Origin of the sequence: Listeria rocourtiae subsp. hofi (assembly GCF_963575615.1) — a bacterium.
Classification (GTDB): domain Bacteria; phylum Bacillota; class Bacilli; order Lactobacillales; family Listeriaceae; genus Listeria_A; species Listeria_A hofi.
Genome location: NZ_CAUYTL010000020.1, coordinates 1 through 21,876, shown reverse-complemented (window position 1 = coordinate 21,876; position 21,876 = coordinate 1). Strand labels below are relative to the sequence as shown.

The 21,876-nt window shown below is 42.0% G+C and carries 21 protein-coding genes and 1 other annotated feature; of the genes, 4 read left to right on the top strand and 17 right to left on the bottom strand.

Annotated features, from left to right (window positions below):
- Positions 1-309 precede the first annotated feature (309 nt).
- The gene (locus R8925_RS09640; protein ID WP_430535661.1) at positions 310-420 is read left to right on the top strand and encodes a putative holin-like toxin; all 111 of its coding nucleotides are present in this window, start codon (positions 310-312) and stop codon (positions 418-420) included.
- A gap of 205 nt (positions 421-625) precedes the next feature.
- Here the strand turns inward: R8925_RS09640 and R8925_RS09635 are convergent, their stop codons facing one another.
- From R8925_RS09635 to serS, 17 genes are all read right to left on the bottom strand, one after another.
- Positions 626-1,150, bottom strand: a complete 525-nt coding sequence (locus R8925_RS09635; protein WP_430535660.1) for an HdeD family acid-resistance protein — start codon at positions 1,148-1,150, stop codon at positions 626-628.
- Positions 1,151-1,299: 149 nt separating this feature from the next.
- A complete protein-coding gene (locus R8925_RS09630) occupies positions 1,300-2,373 on the bottom strand; it encodes a chitinase (protein WP_430535659.1) in 1,074 nt (357 codons plus the stop codon).
- 283 nt (positions 2,374-2,656) lie between these two features.
- Entirely contained in the window at positions 2,657-4,093 is a 1,437-nt protein-coding gene (locus tag R8925_RS09625; protein ID WP_430535694.1) for a glycoside hydrolase family 1 protein, read from the bottom strand.
- 135 nt (positions 4,094-4,228) lie between these two features.
- Positions 4,229-4,504, bottom strand: coding sequence for a GNAT family N-acetyltransferase (locus R8925_RS09620; protein ID WP_430535658.1), 276 nt, complete (start codon positions 4,502-4,504; stop codon positions 4,229-4,231).
- A gap of 12 nt (positions 4,505-4,516) precedes the next feature.
- Complete coding sequence (locus R8925_RS09615; protein ID WP_430535657.1) at positions 4,517-4,744, bottom strand: (4Fe-4S)-binding protein; 228 nt, start codon at positions 4,742-4,744, stop codon at positions 4,517-4,519.
- A 9-nt stretch (positions 4,745-4,753) separates the two neighbouring features.
- A complete protein-coding gene (yidA, locus tag R8925_RS09610) occupies positions 4,754-5,566 on the bottom strand; it encodes a sugar-phosphatase (RefSeq protein WP_430535656.1) in 813 nt (270 codons plus the stop codon).
- Positions 5,567-5,570: 4 nt separating this feature from the next.
- Positions 5,571-6,215: a histidine phosphatase family protein gene (locus R8925_RS09605; RefSeq protein WP_430535655.1), complete on the bottom strand. Its 645-nt coding sequence runs from the start codon at positions 6,213-6,215 to the stop codon at positions 5,571-5,573.
- Positions 6,216-6,273: 58 nt separating this feature from the next.
- Positions 6,274-7,044, bottom strand: a complete 771-nt coding sequence (locus tag R8925_RS09600; RefSeq protein ID WP_430535654.1) for an alpha/beta hydrolase — start codon at positions 7,042-7,044, stop codon at positions 6,274-6,276.
- Between the two features lie 64 nt (positions 7,045-7,108).
- Positions 7,109-8,068, bottom strand: coding sequence for a ring-cleaving dioxygenase (locus tag R8925_RS09595; protein WP_430535653.1), 960 nt, complete (start codon positions 8,066-8,068; stop codon positions 7,109-7,111).
- Between the two features lie 14 nt (positions 8,069-8,082).
- Positions 8,083-8,499 carry a MarR family winged helix-turn-helix transcriptional regulator gene (locus R8925_RS09590; protein ID WP_430535652.1) on the bottom strand — a complete coding sequence of 139 codons (417 nt, stop codon included), beginning with the start codon at positions 8,497-8,499 and terminating at the stop codon, positions 8,083-8,085.
- 54 nt (positions 8,500-8,553) lie between these two features.
- Positions 8,554-9,081, bottom strand: a complete 528-nt coding sequence (locus tag R8925_RS09585; RefSeq protein WP_430535651.1) for a TetR/AcrR family transcriptional regulator — start codon at positions 9,079-9,081, stop codon at positions 8,554-8,556.
- A 108-nt stretch (positions 9,082-9,189) separates the two neighbouring features.
- Positions 9,190-10,650 carry a glycoside hydrolase family 1 protein gene (locus tag R8925_RS09580; RefSeq protein ID WP_430535650.1) on the bottom strand — a complete coding sequence of 487 codons (1,461 nt, stop codon included), beginning with the start codon at positions 10,648-10,650 and terminating at the stop codon, positions 9,190-9,192.
- Between the two features lie 118 nt (positions 10,651-10,768).
- Positions 10,769-12,202, bottom strand: a complete 1,434-nt coding sequence (locus R8925_RS09575; protein ID WP_430535649.1) for a 6-phospho-beta-glucosidase — start codon at positions 12,200-12,202, stop codon at positions 10,769-10,771.
- Positions 12,203-12,224: 22 nt separating this feature from the next.
- Entirely contained in the window at positions 12,225-12,944 is a 720-nt protein-coding gene (locus tag R8925_RS09570; RefSeq protein ID WP_430535648.1) for a glucosamine-6-phosphate deaminase, read from the bottom strand.
- Positions 12,945-13,214: 270 nt separating this feature from the next.
- Entirely contained in the window at positions 13,215-14,063 is an 849-nt protein-coding gene (licT, locus tag R8925_RS09565) for a BglG family transcription antiterminator LicT (protein WP_430535647.1), read from the bottom strand.
- A gap of 177 nt (positions 14,064-14,240) precedes the next feature.
- Positions 14,241-14,897, bottom strand: a complete 657-nt coding sequence (locus R8925_RS09560; RefSeq protein WP_430535646.1) for an HI_0552 family protein — start codon at positions 14,895-14,897, stop codon at positions 14,241-14,243.
- A gap of 107 nt (positions 14,898-15,004) precedes the next feature.
- Complete coding sequence (gene serS, locus R8925_RS09555) at positions 15,005-16,291, bottom strand: serine--tRNA ligase (RefSeq protein WP_430535645.1); 1,287 nt, start codon at positions 16,289-16,291, stop codon at positions 15,005-15,007.
- Positions 16,292-16,488: 197 nt separating this feature from the next.
- Positions 16,489-16,705, bottom strand: a binding site (T-box leader).
- Between the two features lie 221 nt (positions 16,706-16,926).
- Here serS and R8925_RS09550 point away from each other — a divergent pair.
- The 3 genes from R8925_RS09550 (at position 16,927) to R8925_RS09540 (ending at position 21,543) form a co-directional block, all read left to right on the top strand.
- Positions 16,927-17,529, top strand: a complete 603-nt coding sequence (locus R8925_RS09550; RefSeq protein WP_430535693.1) for an anthranilate synthase component II — start codon at positions 16,927-16,929, stop codon at positions 17,527-17,529.
- Positions 17,507-19,216, top strand: coding sequence for an aminodeoxychorismate synthase component I (pabB, locus tag R8925_RS09545; RefSeq protein WP_430535644.1), 1,710 nt, complete (start codon positions 17,507-17,509; stop codon positions 19,214-19,216). The genes R8925_RS09550 and pabB overlap by 23 nt, the downstream gene beginning before the upstream one ends.
- A 671-nt stretch (positions 19,217-19,887) precedes the next feature.
- Positions 19,888-21,543 (top strand): peptide ABC transporter substrate-binding protein, encoded by a 1,656-nt coding sequence (locus R8925_RS09540; protein WP_430535643.1) that lies wholly within the window; start codon positions 19,888-19,890, stop codon positions 21,541-21,543.
- Positions 21,544-21,876: the final 333 nt, after the last annotated feature.

The following is a 21,876-nucleotide window of genomic DNA, read 5'->3' as shown; positions in this document are numbered from 1 at the left end:
GCGAAGCCACCTCATTTCCATTCACGCTGATAATACCATGAACTCAGCCCTTAATCCAATTCAAAATACTCCTCCATGACACCATAATTAATCCCTTTCGACATTCCAACATCATTCGCATTCACAATCACTTTTTGCACCATCCACTGGTCCTTTCTTGTTACGTATATGTAATAAATCGCACGGCACTGCTACGATATTTCTGATATACTGGCTTGGTAGAGAAGTGAAAAGATGGTGGCTGATCTAATCGAAGGGTGGTGGTGCTTATGGAAATAGGCACTAAAATCTGCAGAAAGGAAACGCCTGATGTCTGTTGCTGAGGCGATAACACTCATGCTGGGATTTGGTACATTTATTGTATCACTTCTTGGCTTTGTAGTTATTCTCATCAAATCAGTAAAAAAAGACAAAAAATAACCATCTAACTCACTTTTAGCCGAAGAGATTAGATGGGTTATTTATATTCACTATCTAGCCATCGTCTTTTCAACGGCTCTACATTGGGAAGTCATGTTAGCGCATGGCTTCCTTTTCTACTTCATTCTAACACATACCCAAAATATATTCAATTCACTATACCTAAGAAAACCTCCCCATGAACGTGTCACAAGGAGGTTTTCCATTATTTCATTTGTTTGCGAATTCCGTTAAACAATAACAAGCACGCAATGCCTTGGAAAATAAAGAAAGCGCCAAGTATCAAGCCTACTGTTACTGCAACAATCGCTGAACTAAAGAGCGAGATAATCGCAATTAATGCACCGATAATACCGATAATCATGATGAAAATCCAGCCTTTAGAACCTTTTACAGAGAAAGCCATCACGATATTAAGAATTGCCGAAGCAAGTACCCAAATAACGAAAATTAGCACGATAAATTTCTCACCAATATTGTTGTTAAGCAAAATAATTAACCCTGCTAAAAATGATAAAGCTCCATCCAAAAGAATCCAATTCGAGATTTTCAAAACTTTACGCCCTTTGAAATACGAAATAATCTCATTTAGACCATTTAGTAACAATACAATTCCAATTACAAAAGTGAAAGCCGCAAGCGACGTACTTGGATTAAATACGAACCAAAGTCCCAATCCAATCATTACAAGTCCCATTACTAAAATAAAATACAAATAAAATTTACGCATGATTCCATTCCTCCCCTGATAGTATTTGCAAAACCTTTGCTTTATTACTATACCCTAAGAATCACCGTTAAATCTACTTTTAAGCCAAACATTTTTTTCTAGAAAGCAGAAAAAACCGAGTAGCAAAAAACTACCCGGCTTGATTTTAACTATTTGGTACCTAAGAATGGTCCATACGTGTTTGCAAACGCATTATTATATGAAACACCAGCGCTACTCTTACCAGCATCCCAATTCGCGGACCACGTCATAATACCTTTAATTGGAGTTCCTGCATTTTTCAACATATTGAATGCATCGAAAACGTTTTGAGGATTAACTACATATCCAGTTGCTGCAGCATCATTATTCGCCGGCAAACCAATAACTAGTTTATCAGCCGGAATTTGTAGATAACCGCGCGTACCATGAATTAACGAATCCGCCATATAATAAAGAAACTCTTTTTTCAGCGTATCATTGTTTTGCGCAATCCATTGATTCGTTTCATCAACCCAGACACCATCGCCACCTTGGTTATAAAATTGAGGCGCGATATAATCATAGTAGCCAGTTAAGGACGTAATATAACTTTGATATGCTGCACCTGGTTTTAAGTACGGAAACTCCGGAGCCATCGTAATTAAGAAATTCTTACCTTGCGCAGAATAGTAGTTTTTCACAATTTTAAGCGCTGCAGGAATTACTGTTTGGTTGTTTCCAGCCGTAATCGCCGTTTGCTCTAAATCAATATCCAGCCCATCAAAGCCGTATGTCTCCACCTGACGAATAATCTCATTAGCAAACGCTTGCTCATCACCTGTTTGCAATTGAACGTGGCCATCCGCGCCACCAAGTGCTAAAACAACGCTACGTCCTTGTTTATTCAAAGCCCCAACTTGCGCTCGGAATTCGCTGTCTGTTAACCCAACCGGTTTAAATGTTGGAATCCGATTCACGCCATCCCCCTTCATGAAGGAGACCGGAACCACATTATATGCCGCGTTCACATCTTTTAACGCAATATCAGCCGAGGTTCCTTGCTTGTAGCCATCCTTACCTGTCGATTTCCAACTATGCCAATAACCAACCAGAACCTGCTTTCCTTGAATGCTAGGCATCGGTGTGGCATCATCGACAGCAGCATGAGCCTGTGTTCCTCCCGTTAACGAAGCCCCAACCGCAACCGCCGCCGTCAAAACTCCACCTGCCACCCATTTCTTCGTGTTCTTCCAATCCATCATTAGTAAATCCCCCTTATTTGTTCGCGCTTTCAAACAAGCGTTATTGCTTTGTCATAATCCGTGACACTAAGCAAATACCCGTGCAATTGAAAGTAAAACCTCGCCAATAATTGGTTTAAACTGTATTAGGTCTATACCAATCGGAAATATTAGATTGATTTGTCAACGCTTTCAAAGATGCCCATTACATTTAAAAATAAAATTGGGCTATTTTTGAAATATGTAAAAAGAGCCCCTCTGCCTTCTAACAAATGCTAGTAGGAAGAGAAGCTCTTTCGGTTATTTATAATTCTTTCCCGTTCGTCTCAATCACTTTCTTATACCAATAAAAACTATCTTTCGGAATCCGCGTCATCGGTGCATCATCAGAAATATCACGATCCACATACACAAAACCGTAACGCTTTTGATAACCGTTCAGCCAGCTCAAAAGATCCGTAAACGACCATGTACAATATCCAAGCATATCCACACCATCATTAATCGCAGCTTGAATCGCGCTCACGTGAGAACTCAAATAGTCAATCCGATACGCATCATGAACTTGTCCGTCCTCTAACTTATCAAACGCACCCAGGCCATTTTCCGTAATCAAAATTGGCAATTGGTAACGGCTATTAATCCGACGAAGTGCAATATGAAGCCCATCAGGATCAATTGTCCAATCCCAATCAGTCGTTTTCACATGAGGATTCTTCACTTTCTTATACAAACCAGGAATCCCAGTCTCCTCCGCTGTACCTTTTTTACCAGTTGTATTGAACGTATTACTTTGCCCAACACCATCCAGTGGATTGTGCGCAGCCGTCGCCGATTGGTAATAATTTAAGCCCATGAAATCGGGTTTCGCAGACGCAAGCAATTCCATATCGCCAGGCTCAATTGTTGGTGCCAAATCGTTTTCTTCCAAGTAACGCCAAACCGCCTTTGGATAAACGCCCCATGCATAGATGTCCATCCAAAAATACCCATTCAGCTCTTCAGCATTTTCAGCAGCAAGCACATTTTTCGGGTTCGTATCAACTGGATAAAACGGCGTGTACGCAAAACTCGGTCCAATTTTACCATCCTTCACAATCTCATGAAACGCATTGATTACACTTGCATTCGCCAAGTTCGCAATATGATTCACTTGATACATCCGTTTATCATCTGTCACTTTCGGCGGGTGAAGCGCCATTGAATAGCCAAGCGTCACAAAAATATTCTGCTCATTCAAAGAAATCCAATACTTCACACGATCACCATAACGTTTAAACAACGCTACCGAATAATTCGTGAAATCCTCTACTACTTGACGTGATTCCCAGCCACCGTACTCATCCATTAACGCCTGCGGAATATCCCAATGATAAAGCGTCACAAGCGGCTCAATATTGTATTTCAACAATTCATCAATCAAATCATCATAAAACTGCAAACCCGCCTCGTTCACTTCACCTTTCCCCGTCGGAAAAATACGACTCCAAGCAATCGAAAAACGGTATGCCTTAAGACCAGCGTCTGCCATTAACTTCACGTCTTCCTTATAACGATGATAATGATCCACCGCCACATCACCATTCGTACCCTTATATGTCGTACCAGGAATCTTCACAAAGTCATCCCAAACAGAAGGCCCTTTACCATCCGCATCCCATGCGCCTTCAATTTGATACGCCGCCGAGGCAGAACCCCATAAAAAATCTTTCGGAAAAGCCGTATGTTGTTTATGCTCCATCATTAAAACCTCCATTTAGGCAAAATATATTCTTCTTTATTTTAAAGTATATTCTTTTAAATTGGTAGCAGGAAGTCACTATTTCCTGGGAAATATTTAAAAACCCGTGCAAAATCGCAAACGGGTCTCTAATTTTTATGCCTTAATATCATCATACTTTTCAGGCTTGCGCTCAAACTCTGCCTTCGCAAATGGACAAGTTGGGGTAATCTTCTTACCTTCTGAACGCATAGCCTCAGCCACTTTTTCCACGAGTTGTGATGCGATTCCTTGGCCTCGAAGACTCTCATCAACAAAAGTATGATCCAAAATAACAAGTGAATCCCCACTCGGAACCCATGTTACTTCCGCAATCAATTTTCCATTCTCGTCTTCTTTGAAAAAACGATTTTCACCTTTAACAAATTCCATCATCATAACCTCCTATTTCATTTGATACTTCAAAGCACCACTTGGACACCGATGTATGACTTCTTGAACCTTTTCAGGCGATGCATTATCAGGAACTATCCACGGTTTTCGACTTGTATTAAATACAGCTGGGTCACCCTTCACACATTCCGCTGCATGTGCACAAATCGCCGTATTAAAATAAACATCGATTTTCTCACCTCGGTACTCACGATAACCCTTCTCTATCCAATCACTCATTAGCCACACCTATCCTTCTAAAACATATTTATTGATTGCATGCGCAACGCCACTCTCTTCATTCGAAAGCGTAATAAAATCAGCCATCGCTTTAATTTTATCAATAGCATTTTCCATTGCAACGCCGACACCTGCGTACTCAATCATTGTCGAATCATTCTCTTGATCACCAATACACATAACCTCACTCTGCTCAATTCCAAGTTTCTGAGCTAAATTATGCACCGCATTCCCCTTACTCGCCTCCGGATTCAAAATCTCTAAAAAGAACGGGGAACTACGAACCAAGTTATATTTTTCACCAAAACTGGTCGGAATTTTGGCAATCGCTGGCGCTAAGACTTCTTCTTCGTCAATAAACATCGCCTTGGAAACCATAATATCTTTAGAAATCTCATCCATTGGCGTGTAAAACAGAGGCGTATTCGTCAAGTAAGACTCATAAACGGTATACTTTCCAATATCACGATTCGGCGTGTACAGATTATTCATATCATTGAAATGCATATGCAAGCCAAGTTCATGGCTCATTTCGTAAATATCCATAATGTTGGCATGATCCAACGTCAAATGAGAAATAACCTCTTTGGTAAACGTATCTTGCACCATCGCACCATTAAATGTAATCACATAGTCACCTTCACGCTTTAGCTCCAAGTCCGACAAGTATTGTTGTACACCCGTAATTGGGCGCCCAGTACACAAGACAATTTTGACACCTTTCGCTTTGGCTTTATGAATTGCCAAATGAACCTCCGGCGTAATCTCGTGCCTATCATTAAGCAATGTTCCGTCTATATCAATCGCTACTAATTTTATCATCTACCTAAACCCCCTCAACTATCCCCTCAAGATGAGAGGTATCATTCGCCGTAATTACACAGAACTCGCCATTTTCATACTCCACAACTGTCACACTAGTATTCAAAATGTGTGGGGTTTCCGTACGATGCGTCTGCAAATCAGCCCCCTGCAAAGCAACAAATATCAAAACCCGCAAAGCCATCCCGTGTGAAACTACCAAAATATTGCCCTCTGGCTGCTCCTCTAAAATCTGTTCCACAGCCAATTTTGTGCGGCCCTTCACTTGATAATAAGTCTCGCCCTTGCTAACAGTTGCTCCGTACTCTGCCGGGTTATCCAGCATCATCGCGTACTCTTCTCCATAATTCTCCGTAATATCCGTAAAACGCTCACCTTCCCAGATGCCAAAACTCATTTCGCGAAGTCCTTGAAGCGTTCTTACATCTATATCACGGCCACCCAGAATGTAACTCGCCGTATCGACTGTGCGCTTACTCGGGCTAGAATAAACAGCCGTAAAGTCCACATCTCGCAATGCAGCACCTGTTGCAATTGCACCATTAATACCTTCTTCAATCAGCGGTGAATCACCCCAACCCTGCATTCTTCTGGCCAAGTTCCATTCCGTCTTACCGTGCCGTACAAAATAAAAAGTGCGTTTACCCAAAATATTGCCTCCTCCAAATTAACTATCCACTAAAATTGTACCACTGTTTCACAGAAAATTAAATGAAGTTTCGCACTTTTAACCAATTTTCACAGAGTTTCGGCCAAATTTTAGCCTCGAGGTTATCCGTTGCCATTCCAAGCCCATGCTTTCCTTGCTCAAACGTATGGACAGAGTGCGGAATATTATGCCGTCTAAGCGCTGCAGCAAAAATAAAACTATTATCAACAGGGACCACTGGATCCTCTTCCGTATGCCATAAAAAAGTGGGTGGTGTATTATTTGTAACGTGCAACTCATTTGACAAGTCAAGAATCTGCTGCTTCGTCGGTGCTTCTCCTAATAAATTATGCAAACTACCTTGATGTGTCAGCGCCCTCATCGTAATAACTGGATACGCCAAAATCAACACATCTGGACGCGTACTATATTGATGCATCCGATCCTCCGCATCAGGTCGACCCTCATCAATATGCGTCGCCAAAGTGGAGGCTAAATGGCCCCCCGCTGAAAAACCAATCGCACCAATCCGATTTGGATCAATACCCCACTCCTCCGAACGATGTCGCACCATGCGCATCGCCCACTTTGCATCTTCTAGAGGAACTGGATGTTTGTACGGCGCAACCCGATAATTCACAATAAACGCTGAAATACCAATACTGTTCAACCATTCCGCCACCGGTTTACCCTCATGCTCCGCTCGCTTTTCATATCCACCACCTTGAAAAATCAACATCGCTGGAACCTCGTGCTTACTAGAAACTAAAAATCGCTCTAAACTAGGACAGTCCTTGTTGGCTATGCCTTCATACCTGATTTCCGTCATATGTCTTCACCGCCTATTATTATGTTATACCTATCATAATAGATACTGATGCTTTTTGCCATTATTATTTATCACTATCAAGCTCCGTCAAATGCGCTTCAATATCAGCCCGGCGCCCTTCTAATGCAGGTGGAAGCTCTACATACGTTCCGTGTTCTTTCGAAAAATCCGTCTTAAATCCTGGTCCATCCGTCGCAAGCTCAATCAAAATACCATTTTCCTCTCTAAAATACAGTGAGTGGAAATAATGACGATCCACAAAACCAGAATTCGGGTATCCTAAACCTTGAATATACGCCACCCATTCACGCAACTCCGCATCATCTGCAACCCGAAATGCCACATGATGCACACTGCCTAGCCCCTCCACAGCATGAGGATCTTTAAAATTAGCCTCTAATTGAACCTCTGCGCCAGAGCCACCATCTCCAACTTGGAAAACAGTTACCAAACGCTCATCATCCTCGTATGCACCAACCCGATGGAATCCAAGGACCTTCGTCAACACTCGATCAGTCTTTTCTTTTTTCAATGTCGAAAACAAAACTGGCCCCAGCCCAGTAATCGCAAACTCCACAGGAACCGGGCTATCTTGCCATGGATTTCCACCCGCAACACCTTTATTCCGCTCATCTGAAATAAGCTGAATAGCCAAACCATCCACATCTTCAAAATCCAAAACCTTTCGATCAAATTGTTCATAGACGCCCTCATGTTTCACGTGAAACAATGTTAAACGCTCTTCCCAATAAGCCAATGCCGCATCATTCGGTACACGTAGCCCCATTCGCGCAATCGAATTATATCCTTTATGTCCTCGATTCGCCCTAGGAATTTCAAAAAAAGTAACCGTCGTGCCCGGATTTCCAACCTCATCTGCGTAATACAAATGATACGTGTATGGGTCATCCTGATTCACTGTCTTCTTCACTAATCGCAAGCCCAAAACCTTCGTATAAAAATCAAAATTAGCACGCGCATTCTCCGTTATAATCGAAATATGATGTATTCCTCTTAACTCCATCTTAACACTCCTCACTAATCATCTAATTTTTTTAATAGATCCAGTAACAGTTTTTGTTCGTCGCGCGTCAGCTTCCCAAACTGTTCCTGCTGAAACGCCTCTTGCGCAGGAACAGTTTCTACATAGCACGCCTTACCCTGCTCCGTTAAAGCAATATACTTCTCTTTACCCTGCTTTCGCCGACAAATCAAGCCCTGCTCTTCCAATTTGACAAGCAATTGTGTGATATTTCCTTTGGTGACCACAAGCCTATCCGCCAATGATTTTTGCGTGCTCTCACCCTCTAGACCAATCTGAGCAATCACATCAAATTGTGCCATCGAAAGATTTGCTTTTTTAAGATTTTGATTGGTTAATTTAATATTGCGGTTATAGAATCTACTGAGCCTAAACCAAAGTAACACGCCTAATCGTTGCTCTTTTTTCACCAAGAGAATCACCTCCTCATCACAAGTTTAGTTCTAAACTGTAAAAAAAGCAAATCTTTACGCTTGATTGATGATTTTCTCTAAATATAAGATGACCGCCTCCGCGCGTTTCGCATCCCAAACCCCGCACATTGCACCATACCACATACCATCGAGTGCCACACTAAGCAAATCCGCACGAACTTCACCAATCTCTGGAGCCATTTTTCCAAGCTCCCGGCGATATACATCCTGCCAAACCGCGGTTGCCTCCTCATTCGAAACTAAGACTTCCATCGAAGCCGCATGCACTTTAATCAGTTCAGAATCATTTAATTGCCGCAAGTTTCCTTTCAAAAAAGCATGAACATGGCGCAAAGCATCATTTTCAGATATTTTTTCATATTCCACAGCAATTATTTTTTCATACTCGCCAACAGTGAAGTGCGTTAACGCCATCATTAAATCTTGCTTATTCTTAAAGTGATAGAAGATGGCAGGTTTTGTGATGCCAACTTTCTCAGCAATTTTCGCCAAGCTTAACTGGTGAGCCCCATCCTCCTGAATAACTTGTATTGCAGCATCGATTAGTTCCTGTTTCTTCATTTCACACCCTACTTTCCATTGCGCTATTAGCTTAAATGTAACGCAAAAAATGCCTTTAATCAAGACAAAAAGAGACTAGCTACAAAAACCGCTAATCTCTTTTCTAACTTACGCTAAATCTTCACCATTCGTCTCAATCACTTTTTTATACCAGAAGAATGAATCTTTACGTGAGCGAGCCAACGTACCGTTCCCTTCATCATCCTGATCCACATAAATGAAACCGTAACGCTTCGACATTTCACTCGTAGATGCACTAATTAAATCGATTGGCCCCCAGCTCGTGTAACCAATCAAATCAACACCGTCTGCAATAGCTTCTGCCATCTGCTCGATATGTTTTCGCAAATAATCAATACGGTACGGATCATGAATCGCACCATCCGCTTCCACGGTATCATATGCACCCAAACCATTTTCCACAATGAAAAGTGGTACTCTATAGCGATCATACAATCCATTCAGCGTTACACGCAAGCCTTTTGGATCAATCTGCCAGCCCCAGTCAGAGCTTTCCAGATATTCATTTTTCACGCCGCCCATGAAATTCCCACCCGTTTGATCACGATTCGGATCAGCCGAAACAGATAATGTCATGTAGTAACTAAACGACAAGTAATCTACAGGATAATTTTTCAAAAGCTCTAAATCGCCGTCTTCCATCTTGATTGTAATATCATTTTCTGCAAAATAACGCTTGATGAAACCAGGATAGTAACCGCTCACTTGAACGTCCGTAAAGAACAAATTCATCTGATTTTGGTGCTGAGCAAGCAAGATATCGTCTGGATTATTCGTTGCCGGATACGTTTCCATCCGTGCCAACATACAACCAATTTCAAAATCTGGATTAATCTCATGGCCTAACTTAACAACCTTCGAGCTCGCAACAAATTGATGGTGCGCCGCTTGATAAGAAACTTCAAGCGGATTATCCACACGATCCACGACCACGCCGCCACCAGTATATGGGCTAATCGCGATGATATTAATCTCATTAAATGTCAGCCAATACTTTACTTTATCTTTGTAACGTGTCATTACCGTTTCCGCATAGCGCACATAATGATCGATAACCTCTCGGCTCGCCCAACCATTATATTTCTGCGTTAAACCAAGCGGTGTCTCATAATGAGATAACGTCACCAGTGGCTCAATACCATATTTCAACAACTCATCAATCACATTGTCATAAAATTCTAAGCCAACCTCATTCGGCGTTAAGTCATCGCCATTCGGAAAAATACGCGCCCAGTTAAACGACAATCGAAACGTCTTGAATCCCATTTCTGCAAACAGTGCGATATCCTCTTTATAACGATGATAAAAATCAACCCCATCGCGTTTTGGGAAACGTGCCTTTGATCTCCCCGCCAAAATCTCCTCAATTTCAGCCGAAGTTACGTCCAGCGCATGACCGCCACCACGCTCCTCTTTTGGAACAAATTTAACCATATCAGCTGTAGAAAGGCCTTTACCATCTAAATCAAAACCACCCTCTACCTGATTTGCAGCCGTTGCACCACCCCATAAAAATCCTTCTGGAAATTGCTTTTTAATCTCTACCATGTATCTATTCGCCCCTCTCAATCTTGTTTACATTTTGAGTATACTTCATGTAATGCATTACAGAGCAAGTAAAATTTAAGCCGAACTACAAAATATTTTTCGCAGTTCGGCTCTTATTTTATGCTAAATCACTACCATTGCTTTCAATTACTTTCTTATACCAATCAAATGATTTCTTCTTAGAACGATTGAGCGTTCCTTTACCTTCATTATCGCGATCTACATAGATGAAGCCGTAACGTTTCTTCATCTCACCAGAACCAGCGCTGACAAGGTCGATGCAACCCCACGGTGTATAGCCAATCAAATCGACACCGTCCTCAATCGCCTCGCCCATTTCGCGAACGTGCTCACGCATATAATCAATTCTGTAGTCATCATTAATCGAGCCATCAGCCTCAACCGTATCCACTGCACCCAAACCATTTTCCACAACGAACAATGGTTTTTGATAACGGTCGTAAATCGCATTCATCGTAATACGCAAACCAAGCGGATCAATTTGCCAACCCCACTCGCTCGCTTCTAGATTCGGGTTACGCAATGTCGCAAAAACGTTACCTTCTGTCTCCTTCATCACTTCAGGATCAGCACTTGTTAGGCGCGAAGAATAGTAACTAAACGCCACATAATCAACCGTATGATTTTTCAAAACATCCAGATCGCCGTCTTCGATTACTAGATTAATATTGTTTTCCTTGAAGAAACGCTTGCTATAGCTTGGATAGTAACCGCGCGCCTGCACATCAATGAAGAAATAGCCCTCACGATCCGCTTCAAGTGCCTTCCAAACATCTTTCGGATCACATGAAAACGCATACGTCGTACCAGCCGCCAACATGCAACCAACTTGGTTTTCAGGATCAATCTCATGCGCCAATTTCGTCGCCATCGCAGAAGCAACCAACTGATGATGCGCTGCTTGATACTTTACCTCTTCTGGATTCGCTTCACCGTTCACATCAATACCACCACCGAAAAACGGCAAATGCAAAATCATATTAATCTCGTTAAACGTCATCCAATACTTCACTTGTCCCTTATAACGTTTAAAAATAACATCACAGAAATTCAAATAAAAGTCGATACACTTACGATTCTTCCAACCACCATACTTCTTGAAAAGTTCAACCGGCGTATCAAAATGGTTAATCGTCACAACAGGCTCAATCCCATATTTCGCACACTCCGCAAAAACACGATCGTAAAATTCAAGCCCAGCCTCATTCGGAGTCGCGTCATCGCCATTTGGGAAAATCCGCGGCCAGCTAATCGACAAACGGAACGACTTGAATCCCATTTCCGCAAACAACGCAATATCTTCTTTATAACGATGATAAAAATCAATCGATTCATGACTCGGATAATAATTATAAGTCGTTTCAAGCGCCTTTTTCGGATTCAAAGCTGCTTCCCAACGCCCTTCCTCAACAGATGGTAACAAATCAACAGGAGACAATCCCTTCCCATCCTCTAAATACGCACCCTCGCATTGATTGGCAGCAACCGCGCCACCCCATAAAAATCCTTCTGGAAATGGTGATTTTGTCATAATAATTCTCTTCCCTTCTATATCAAATATTAGTTAATAATTCTGCTGCATCCTTATCCAAAATAACCGTAATCGATGGATGCAATTGTAAAATGGAAGACGGCACATCTTTCGTAATTTCACCAAAAAATGCTTTCTTCACGATTTCAGCCTTATGCTTACCATTTGCAAACATAATAATATTTTTGGCCTGCATCACAGCTTTAGGTCCCATGGTTACATAAAAATCTGGAACCTTCGACGCATCACCGCCAACCTCACCAAGCAAAATCTCCTTCATTTCAGGCGTTGTTGGAACCGCAACCGTCTCATCATGAACATCTGTTGTGTCTGGCAAATTCCCACAAAAGTGCCCATCTGCGCCAATACCAAGCAGCATTACATCAAGCCCACCATCCGCTTTCAACCTCTCGTCATGCGTCTTATAATTCGTTTCATCCAGCACATGAATTTGCTCAGACGGAATCCCTGCAGGAGTGAAAAAAGATTTAGCCAAATTACTAATCGTCACACCTGGCTCGCCAGTTCCTTTCAGCGGAATCTCATCGAAATTATAATAATGCACATTATCAAAATAAGATTTTCCTTTTACCTGCGGGACAAGCTGCTCATACATCCGTAGTGGTGTATTCCCAGCTGTAATCGACATGTTTACACGACGATTCTGGTACATATAACCCAATAAATGCTGCCCTGCAACCGTACTCATTTCTTCATAAGAATCTGTAATAATAAACTTCAAAATTATTTCCTCCTTTTTTATCAAATCTCTATCTAAAAATCACTATACACCCTGTAATGCATTACAGAGCAAGCATAAAGTTGCGAAAAAATAAGCCCACAAAATTATAGTTTGTCTTTTTGAATATTAGTATCCGATTATTCCGATTTTAATTGTTATTTAGCGTATAAAGATTCGGGAGGAATGAATGCTCGCTTCGCTCCCACTCATATCGAGGCTCTAATTCAGCAAAGGATGCTTTATAAGAGCCACAACAACAAGTCATGTTTTTTATTCATTTGTCCGATTCCGCTCTGTTACTCGGTGAATATGGAGCGTCAAATACACTCGTTCATCCTTCGTAAGCGTTGCGTGGTGCGCCGTTTGCAAATATGCATCAATCTTCCCAGTACATTCAAAACTCTCTGGATATTTCAACTGCACCTGCTCAAACAAGAAATCATCACCAGAATCCACAATTTCATTCCGCAAAAGCCGTTGTGCAAAATATTGCAAGTGCGTCACAAATCGTGTGAAATTAAGTGAGGTCTCGTCTAAAACCACATTGAAATGATAAGTCACAATATTCAGCACATCCTGCACCACTTGAGTCATATCAACAGTCGTCTTCATCCCTTGCCCATCTGTCCGCGCGTTCACAATATGAAGTGCGATAAAGCCAGCCTCGTCCTCACCAAGCTGAACCCCCAGCCGCTTCTTAATAATCTCCAGTGCCTTCAAACCAACTCGAAACTCATCCTTATAAAACTTCTTAATTTCCCACAACATCACATTACGAATTAACATACCCTTCTCATGCCGAGCAATCGCAAAGTTAATATGATCCGTAAGAGTTAAGTATACATTGTCACTGATTTTCGCATCAAAAGTTTCCTTTGCAAAATTCACAATCTCATCCGCAATTTCCAAATGAACCGCCGGAATCTCACCTAGTAAATCCATCAATTTCTCAGACAATTCGTCCGTTTCCAAAACAAAGACCTTCTCAATAACCGCATCCTCAATAATATCATCCATCTTCTTCTGGAATCCAACACCTTTGCCCATGATAACAAGCTCGTGTCCCTGCTCATTCACCGCCAACGCAACATTATTATTAATCGCTTTAACAATCCTCATAGAAGCCTCCTCGCTTTCATGGACAAAAAAAACACCAAAATCATACGCATCCACGCATACAAAAAATATACGTTTCCCCGTCGATGTTGGTAATGCCTGATCGAATCAGTAACAATCCTTTTCTTGAGTCTAAGTATAGCACCTTTTCGAAAGCGCTGTCAACGAGATTTTTAAAATTTATTCAAAGCTCTCCGTCTTGCTGTATAAATACGCCAATTCCATCATCGTTTCCCTTACAATCTCTTCCATAGCAACAACTTTCAACGCTTCTTCTTTCGAAATAATACGCCCAATTCGTAACCATTTTTTTGAAATTCCCAAAAGCTCATCAAACCGCGTTGGCTCTTCCAAATAATCTGCCAGCCCCACAAAATTATCCGCTTCATCCTCATAAGATGTCCAAATTTGGTAGGTCGACACGTCAATATTCAACTCCCGAATCCACTCTGGAAGAAACTGCACCCATTTCACATGATCTTCATAACTCGTCACCGAATCCGCGCTTCGATACGCATGCCACTCCAAATAAATCCGAAAATTATTCTTGTTCAGCAGAATTGCCACCATACTCGCTGAATCCTGTCGCGAAACACCCTTATAAAACGCCCAAAAATGCGAGCGAACCTGCCACCCATTCGTCCAGCTCTCCACTTTCGGCTTACCAAAACCAAACGTCTCCTGCTGGCACAACGCAACAAATTCCTTCCACGCATCCCATCTAACCTTATACTCTGCCTTCACACCCTCAACCAACGTCGGCGTAAACTCTTTCATTTGACGAAACTGAAAATAATCTCGATCAAAAAGCGCAAAATCTTCCTCATAAAATCGCATTTTGTAATACTCCTTTATCCTGTAGTTGTACGCCTATTATACACTAAATTAATAGCAAAAAGGCCTTCCCCCACGTGTCAGAAGAAAACCTTTTTCGCATCATTCATTTATTTTTTCGGCGCTACAATAACTTCCACACCACCCATATAATTTTGCAATACTTTCGGAACTGCAACAGAGCCATCAGCCAACTGATAATTCTCCAAAATCGCTGCTACTGTACGGCCAATCGCAAGTCCAGAGCCATTCAATGTATGCACAAATTCAGGCTTAGCATTCGGCTCACGGCGGAAGCGGATATTCGCACGGCGCGCTTGGAACGCTTCGAAATTACTACAAGAAGAAATCTCACGGTAGCTGTCACCACTAGGAATCCACACTTCAATATCGTATTTTTTCGCAGCTGTGAAGCCTAAATCAGCCGTACACATGCTGAGCACACGATATGGCAATTCCAGAAGACGCAACACTTCCTCTGCATTATCCGTCAAAGCTTCGAGCGCCGCATAAGAATCCTCAGGTTTTACAAACTGAACCATCTCCACCTTATTAAACTGATGCTGACGAATAAGTCCACGCGTATCACGCCCCGCAGAACCCGCCTCAGAACGGAAACAAGCACTGTAAGCCGTATATTTTTGAGGCAAATCGTCCACGTTCATAATCTGGTCACGATGATAGTTCGTCACCGGTACCTCCGCCGTTGGAATCAAGAAATAATCCTCTTTTTCAATCAAGAAGGCATCCTCTTCAAATTTCGGCAACTGTCCCGTTCCCGTCATACTATCGCGATTCACCATATACGGCGGCAACATCTCATCATATCCATGCTCCGTCGCGTGCAAATCCATCATAAAATTAATCAATGCCCGCTCCAACCGCGCTCCCAGTTTCTTATAAAAAACAAACCGGCTTCCTGCAACCTTCGCCGCATTCTCAAAATCCAAAATATCCAAATTCGTGCCCAAATCCCAATGCGCTTTCGGCTCAAAATCAAATGTACGAACCTCACCCCATTTGCGAACCTCCACATTATCCTCTTCCGTATCACCGATTGGCGTAGACTCATGTGGAATATTCGGAATTGCCATCAAAATATTGCGTAACTTCTCATCAATCTCGTTCAATTCAGTATCAAACATCTTAATTCGATCTCCAACCACACGCATTTCCTCAATTTTCGCATCCGCATCCTGCTTATCACGCTTCAATTGTGCAATCTCTTGCGAAACCTCATTCCGCTGACTTTTAAGCGTCTCCACTTCAATAATCAACGTTCGACGCCGCGTATCGAGCGCACCAAACTTTTCAAACTCCCCAAGCTCTTCGCCACGATGCGATAATTTCGCCTTCACACCTTCAAAATCTTCACGTAATAACTTAACATCCAACATCTTTTTTCCTCCTCACAAAATGGTATTCTCGATTTTTATTTAGTTTGAGACTGTCGGCATTCCCGCTCTGCGTAAGACAATTGAAGGATTAACACTCCGCTTCGCTCCGTCTTATATTTGGGCTCTAAGAAAATAAACGACATTTTCTAAGAGCCCAAACAAAAAGACCCCCAAATCTCTCCCCAAATAAACATTCGGAAAGGGACGGAAGTACCGCGTTGCCACCCTAATTGAGTCCGAGAAATATCCCAAACTCCAGCTCAATTGATATAACGGTTCCCACCGAAGCAGATTACTGACATTTCCTCTGCTCACTCCAAGACGGATTCATAAAAGCGTTCCTACTGATTCCCACCAACCACCAGCTCTCTAAAAAGCACAACTTCTACTACTAGCTCTTGTCAACGTTTTAGTTCATTATTTAAGAACATTTTACCCCATAACCCCCAATTTAGCAAGCTGAATCAACAAGCCGAAACAAACAACATTTTAAGTAAAGTATCGTTTTTCTACCCTCCCACTCATTTCCAATAAAGTTTGTGAAATCACAAGTCTGCTTATTGGACAAATGCCTACTAGTTTGCTATAAATAGGGTGGACATATAGTCATGGAAATTCCATTTAGGAGTGATATTGTGATTCTGTTAATCGATAATTATGACTCGTTTACATACAATTTATATCAATATTTATTAGAGCTCGGAAAAGAAGTCCGCGTTGTGAAAAATGATCAAATAACTCTGGCCGAAGTTTGTGAAATAAATCCCGAATCAATTGTCATTTCACCAGGACCTGGGACACCTGATGAAGCTGGAGTTAGTTTAGCCATTATCCAACAATTTAGCGGCAAAATACCTATTCTTGGCATTTGCCTAGGTCATCAAGCCATCGTTCAAGCATTTGGCGGTGAAATTGTCCGTGCACCCGAACCCGTTCATGGAAAAACTTCCATAATTACAAATGATCAAGAAGGCGTGTTTACAAGCTTAAGCGCGCGTTTTTCTGTTACTAGATACCACTCACTTATAGCCTCAGAACCATATTTTCCTAGCGAGCTCATCATTACTGCAAAAACCGAAGACGATCTCATTATGGCCGTTCGTCACCGTGAATTTTTAGTCGAAGGGGTTCAATTCCATCCCGAAGCAATTCTTTCCGAACATGGGCACGAAATCTTAAAAAACTTTGTAAAACTAACGGAACGGAGCTATGAAAATGAAAATGCAGTTCGATTTTAAAGGAAAAACACAACTCTTCTCATCTCCCGAGGCCATTATCCAAACTGACAATCTAGATGATGTGTTAGAACGGATGCAGCAAGTCGAGCAGGCTGTTGATCTCGGCTATTACGTCGCCGGCTACATTGGATATGAAGCAGCAGCAGCTTTCAATAAAAATCTCACTACACACGCCGCTGGTAAAATGCCACTATTATGGTTCGGTGTTTTTCGTGAAATGCGTGAGGTCGATCAAATCACAGCGCCACTTTCACCACCACCCAAACTAGACTGGCAACCAACAACCGATTACAGTTCCTATGCGAAGGGCATCCATTTTATTAGAGAGCAAATCGCCGCTGGAAATACATATCAAGCCAATTATACAATCCGACTAGAGAGCGATTTTATGGAAGAAGACGAAAATTTTTACGAACAGCTAAAAATAGCACAGCAAGCAGATTATTCAGCCTATTTGTCGACTGGACGATTTCATATTCTATCCGCCTCACCCGAACTTTTCTTTCATTGGAAGGACGGTATTATCACGACTAAGCCGATGAAAGGTACGGCCAAGCGCGGCATGACTTTAGAAGAAGATTTCAAAGCACGAGATTGGCTTGCCGCCTCCGCTAAAAATCAGGCAGAAAACGTGATGATTGTTGACTTATTGCGCAATGACCTCGGACAAATCGCTAAACCAGGTTCGGTTAAAGTTCCGCGCCTTTTTGATGTGGAGCGCTATCCAACCGTGTGGCAGATGACTTCAACCGTAGTCGCGGAAACTCTGCCAGAAGTACATTTAACAGCGATTTTTGAAGCCTTATTCCCATGCGGTTCCATCACAGGCGCACCAAAAGTAAAAACAATGCAACTAATCACACAATCTGAAACCTCTCCCCGCAACGTTTACTGCGGTGCAATTGGCTATGTAACACCTAACAAAGAAGCTATTTTCAATGTTCCCATCCGAACAGTCGTTGTCGATACAGAAGAAAAAACCGCCGAATATGGCGTTGGTGGCGGTATCGTCTGGGACTCACGCAGTGGCGCTGAATATGAGGAAGTCCAAGCAAAAGCTGCCCTTCTAACCACTTACCTACCAAAATTCGAACTATTAGAAAGTCTTCGCTTAGAGGATGGCACCTATTATCGCACCGACCTACACCTAAAGCGAATCGAAAAAAGTGCTCAATATTTTGGTTTCACGTGGAACATTGACGCCGCAAATGAGGCTCTAGACAAATTTGCTCAAGAACACCCCAATGATATTTGGAAAGTTCGCCTGCTCTCCAACAAAAGTGGTGATATCACCATCCAAGGCGCACCAATCATTTCCGATCCAATTACATGGACAGCTCACTTCGCTGACAAATCCGTCAATAGCAACGACCCATTTCTATATCACAAAACGACCAACCGAACAATATATGAGAAACGACGTAGAATTGATTACGATGAGACCCTTTTGTGGAACGAACGCGGCGAAATCACAGAATTTATCAATGGAAACCTAGTAGCAGAGATTGATGGCCAACTAGTCACACCAAAACAATCATCCGGTCTACTAGCAGGAACCATGCGGGAAACCCTTCTAGCAGAAAACACAATCACAGAACGCATCTTGCACCGAAACGACCTCTTAAAAGCAACCAAAACATGGCTAATCAATAGCGTCCGCGGCTGGGTAAACATCGATTTATACTAATGAAAGAAAGCTTGCCAAACATTCATCAAATTCTCATTTTACTCACAGCAAGTTTTCCTTCCCGACCGTTATTATATAGATATAAGCTAACAACAACGAACTTTCATTCTTTTCCCCCTTTTTGAATGAAAGCTCGAAACTCCCTTTTTGACCACCGTGGTTCCTCCCTTTTCCACGGTGGTTTTTTATGTATGGTTTTTTTAAGTCTTAACTAATTCTCAGCCCAGAAGTAGCCACCATACCTCAGCGCTGCGACAAATGCTTAGATGCTAGGCAAAGTTGAGTACCAGCGCGGAACGTACGACCTGTACGTGAGCACTGGAACGGAAACTTTAACGACGCAGATGAGCGTTTGTCGTGGCGCTGAAAGCACAAACTCCCTTTTTGACCACCACGGTTCCTCCCTTTTCCACGGTGGTTTTTTTGTATGTATTTTTATAAAAATTTTGATATAGCATCAACTTTGAAGTAACCGGCATACTTCAGCGAAGCGACAAATGCTTAGATCTTAGGCAAAAGCGAGCACCGACGCGGAGCATACTATGGTATGTGAGCATCGGAGCACAGCTTTTAACGACAGAGATAAGCGTTTGTCGCTTCACTGAATGTTGACATATCCGGTCGGAATACATATAATTAATAAAAAAACAGGTAGAAAAAGGAGGAACATCATGCATTTTACAAAAAAAGCATTTGTCGCAATATCATTAGTAAGCGTTTTAATTTTAGGGGCTTGCGGAGATAATATAGGGACGTCCGATCAAAAAACGTCAGAACAAATCAAATTTTTAGAAACCGGCGAATTACTTACACTTAATACGACTGCTGAAGAAGATTTCGTCAGCTTTACCGCGCAAAATCAAGTATTTGAAGGACTTTACACTTTAGATAAGAAGGATAATTTTGTGCCTGGTGTTGCGGCAAGTATGCCTATAATCAGCAAAAATCAGACGGAATATACGATAAAACTAAGAGATAACGCCAAGTGGTCAGATGGATCCCAAGTCACCGCGGACGACTTCATATACGCATGGCGTCGCGCAGTTGACCCAAAAACAGCTCCAAGCTATGCTGCTCTCTTTAAAGATTCTATTAAAAATGCAACTGAAATTCACGAGGGGAAATTACCTGCTTCAGAACTCGGTGTGAGTGCTCCAGATAAGGAGACATTAAAAATAACGCTCAAGAAACCGGTCCCTTACTTCATCTCGCTACTCTCATTCGAAACGTTCTTCCCACAAAAGCAAGCTTTCGTGGAGAAACAGGGCGATAAATATGGAACAGATGCAGCACATACATTGTACAATGGCCCCTTTGTTATGAAAGATTGGGACGGAAATGCTGCCAAAAAATGGACATACGCAAAAAACAACGAATATTGGGATAAAAAACAAGTAAATGTCGATGAAATCTCTGTACAGGTCGCTAAAGATATCAATGCAGGGGTTAACCTCTACACAACTAAAGAAGCCGATCGTGCCCCACTTTCCGGAGAATACGCGAAACAATACAAAGACCGTTCCGATTTTCTAACCGAAAAAGATGCACTCATCAGCTATTTGCGCCTAAATCAAAAGCGTGACGGCAAAGCTACACCGCTTGCAAATAATGCCCTTCGCCATGCCTTAAATCTGTCAGTAGATAAAAACGCATTAACGAGCGAAATCTTAGGTGATGGCTCGTTCCCAGCAAACGGTTTGCTACCGAAAGACTTTGTACAAAACCCCGAAACAGGTGCTGACTTCCGTGCAGACAGTGGCGATCACCTTACTTTTGACAAAGCGAAGGCTAGCACTTATTTAGCCCAAGCAAAACGAGAACTAGGAACAGACAAAATCACGCTTGAACTTTTAGGTGATGACCAAGATACGACAAAAACCATTTTTGCCTTCCTAAAAAATCAATTGGAAACAAATTTACCCGGCGTGACGATAAATATTAAAACAATGCCAGCTAAGAGTGCAACTGAACTGACTCGTACTAGCAATTACGATATTTCTCTCGCCGCTTGGATGCCCGATTTTAAAGACCCGTGGACATATAGTAGTCTATTCCTATCCGATTACTATAATAATAGTATGAATTATAACAGTCCAGCGTATGATAAACTCGTCAAATCCACTGATACGACACTGGCCACCAACTCAATAGCAAGATGGAATGCCTTCGTCTCCTCAGAAAAAGTACTCCTTGACGATGATGCGGCCATTCTACCATTGTATCAGCACCAAACAGCCGTACTACAAAACCCAAAAATAACAGGCGTTCAAAAACACGCTTTTGGGTCACCATACAGCTACAAATTTATTGAGATGGCAAAAAACTAGACGAACATTCATCAAATTCTCATTTTATTCACAGCAGGTTTTCCTTCCCGACCGGTATTATATAAATATAAGCTAACAACAACGAACTTTCATTCTTCCCCCTTTTTGAATGAAAGCTCGAAACTCCCTTTTTGACCACCGTGGTTCCTCCCTTTTCCACGGTGGTTTTTTTATGTATGTTTTTTTAAGTCTTAACTAATTCTCAACCCAGAAGTAACCACCATACCTCAGCGTTGCGACAAATGTTACTTTACAGAATCGAGTAGGAGGAGCCGTTAGGCTCCGACCTCTCACACCACCGTACGTACCGTTCGGTATACGGCGGTTCAATAG

Excerpts from the sequence above, each read along its gene's own strand:
- R8925_RS09620 (WP_430535658.1), bottom strand. The coding sequence starts at position 4,504 with ATGGAATTTGTTAAAGGTGAAAATCGTTTTTTCAAAGAAGACGAGAAT.
- R8925_RS09580 (WP_430535650.1), bottom strand. The coding sequence starts at position 10,650 with ATGGTAGAGATTAAAAAGCAATTTCCAGAAGGATTTTTATGGGGTGGT.
- R8925_RS09595 (WP_430535653.1), bottom strand. The coding sequence starts at position 8,068 with ATGGAGTTAAGAGGAATACATCATATTTCGATTATAACGGAGAATGCG.
- serS (WP_430535645.1), bottom strand. The coding sequence starts at position 16,291 with ATGTTGGATGTTAAGTTATTACGTGAAGATTTTGAAGGTGTGAAGGCG.
- R8925_RS09640 (WP_430535661.1), top strand. The coding sequence starts at position 310 with ATGTCTGTTGCTGAGGCGATAACACTCATGCTGGGATTTGGTACATTT.
- licT (WP_430535647.1), bottom strand. The coding sequence starts at position 14,063 with ATGAGGATTGTTAAAGCGATTAATAATAATGTTGCGTTGGCGGTGAAT.
- R8925_RS09625 (WP_430535694.1), bottom strand. The coding sequence starts at position 4,093 with ATGGAGCATAAACAACATACGGCTTTTCCGAAAGATTTTTTATGGGGT.
- R8925_RS09630 (WP_430535659.1), bottom strand. The coding sequence starts at position 2,373 with ATGATGGATTGGAAGAACACGAAGAAATGGGTGGCAGGTGGAGTTTTG.
- pabB (WP_430535644.1), top strand. The coding sequence starts at position 17,507 with ATGAAAATGCAGTTCGATTTTAAAGGAAAAACACAACTCTTCTCATCT.
- yidA (WP_430535656.1), bottom strand. The coding sequence starts at position 5,566 with ATGATAAAATTAGTAGCGATTGATATAGACGGAACATTGCTTAATGAT.
- R8925_RS09575 (WP_430535649.1), bottom strand. The coding sequence starts at position 12,202 with ATGACAAAATCACCATTTCCAGAAGGATTTTTATGGGGTGGCGCGGTT.
- R8925_RS09635 (WP_430535660.1), bottom strand. The coding sequence starts at position 1,150 with ATGCGTAAATTTTATTTGTATTTTATTTTAGTAATGGGACTTGTAATG.
- R8925_RS09585 (WP_430535651.1), bottom strand. The coding sequence starts at position 9,081 with ATGAAGAAACAGGAACTAATCGATGCTGCAATACAAGTTATTCAGGAG.
- R8925_RS09560 (WP_430535646.1), bottom strand. The coding sequence starts at position 14,897 with ATGCGATTTTATGAGGAAGATTTTGCGCTTTTTGATCGAGATTATTTT.
- R8925_RS09540 (WP_430535643.1), top strand. The coding sequence starts at position 19,888 with ATGCATTTTACAAAAAAAGCATTTGTCGCAATATCATTAGTAAGCGTT.
- R8925_RS09600 (WP_430535654.1), bottom strand. The coding sequence starts at position 7,044 with ATGACGGAAATCAGGTATGAAGGCATAGCCAACAAGGACTGTCCTAGT.
- R8925_RS09615 (WP_430535657.1), bottom strand. The coding sequence starts at position 4,744 with ATGAGTGATTGGATAGAGAAGGGTTATCGTGAGTACCGAGGTGAGAAA.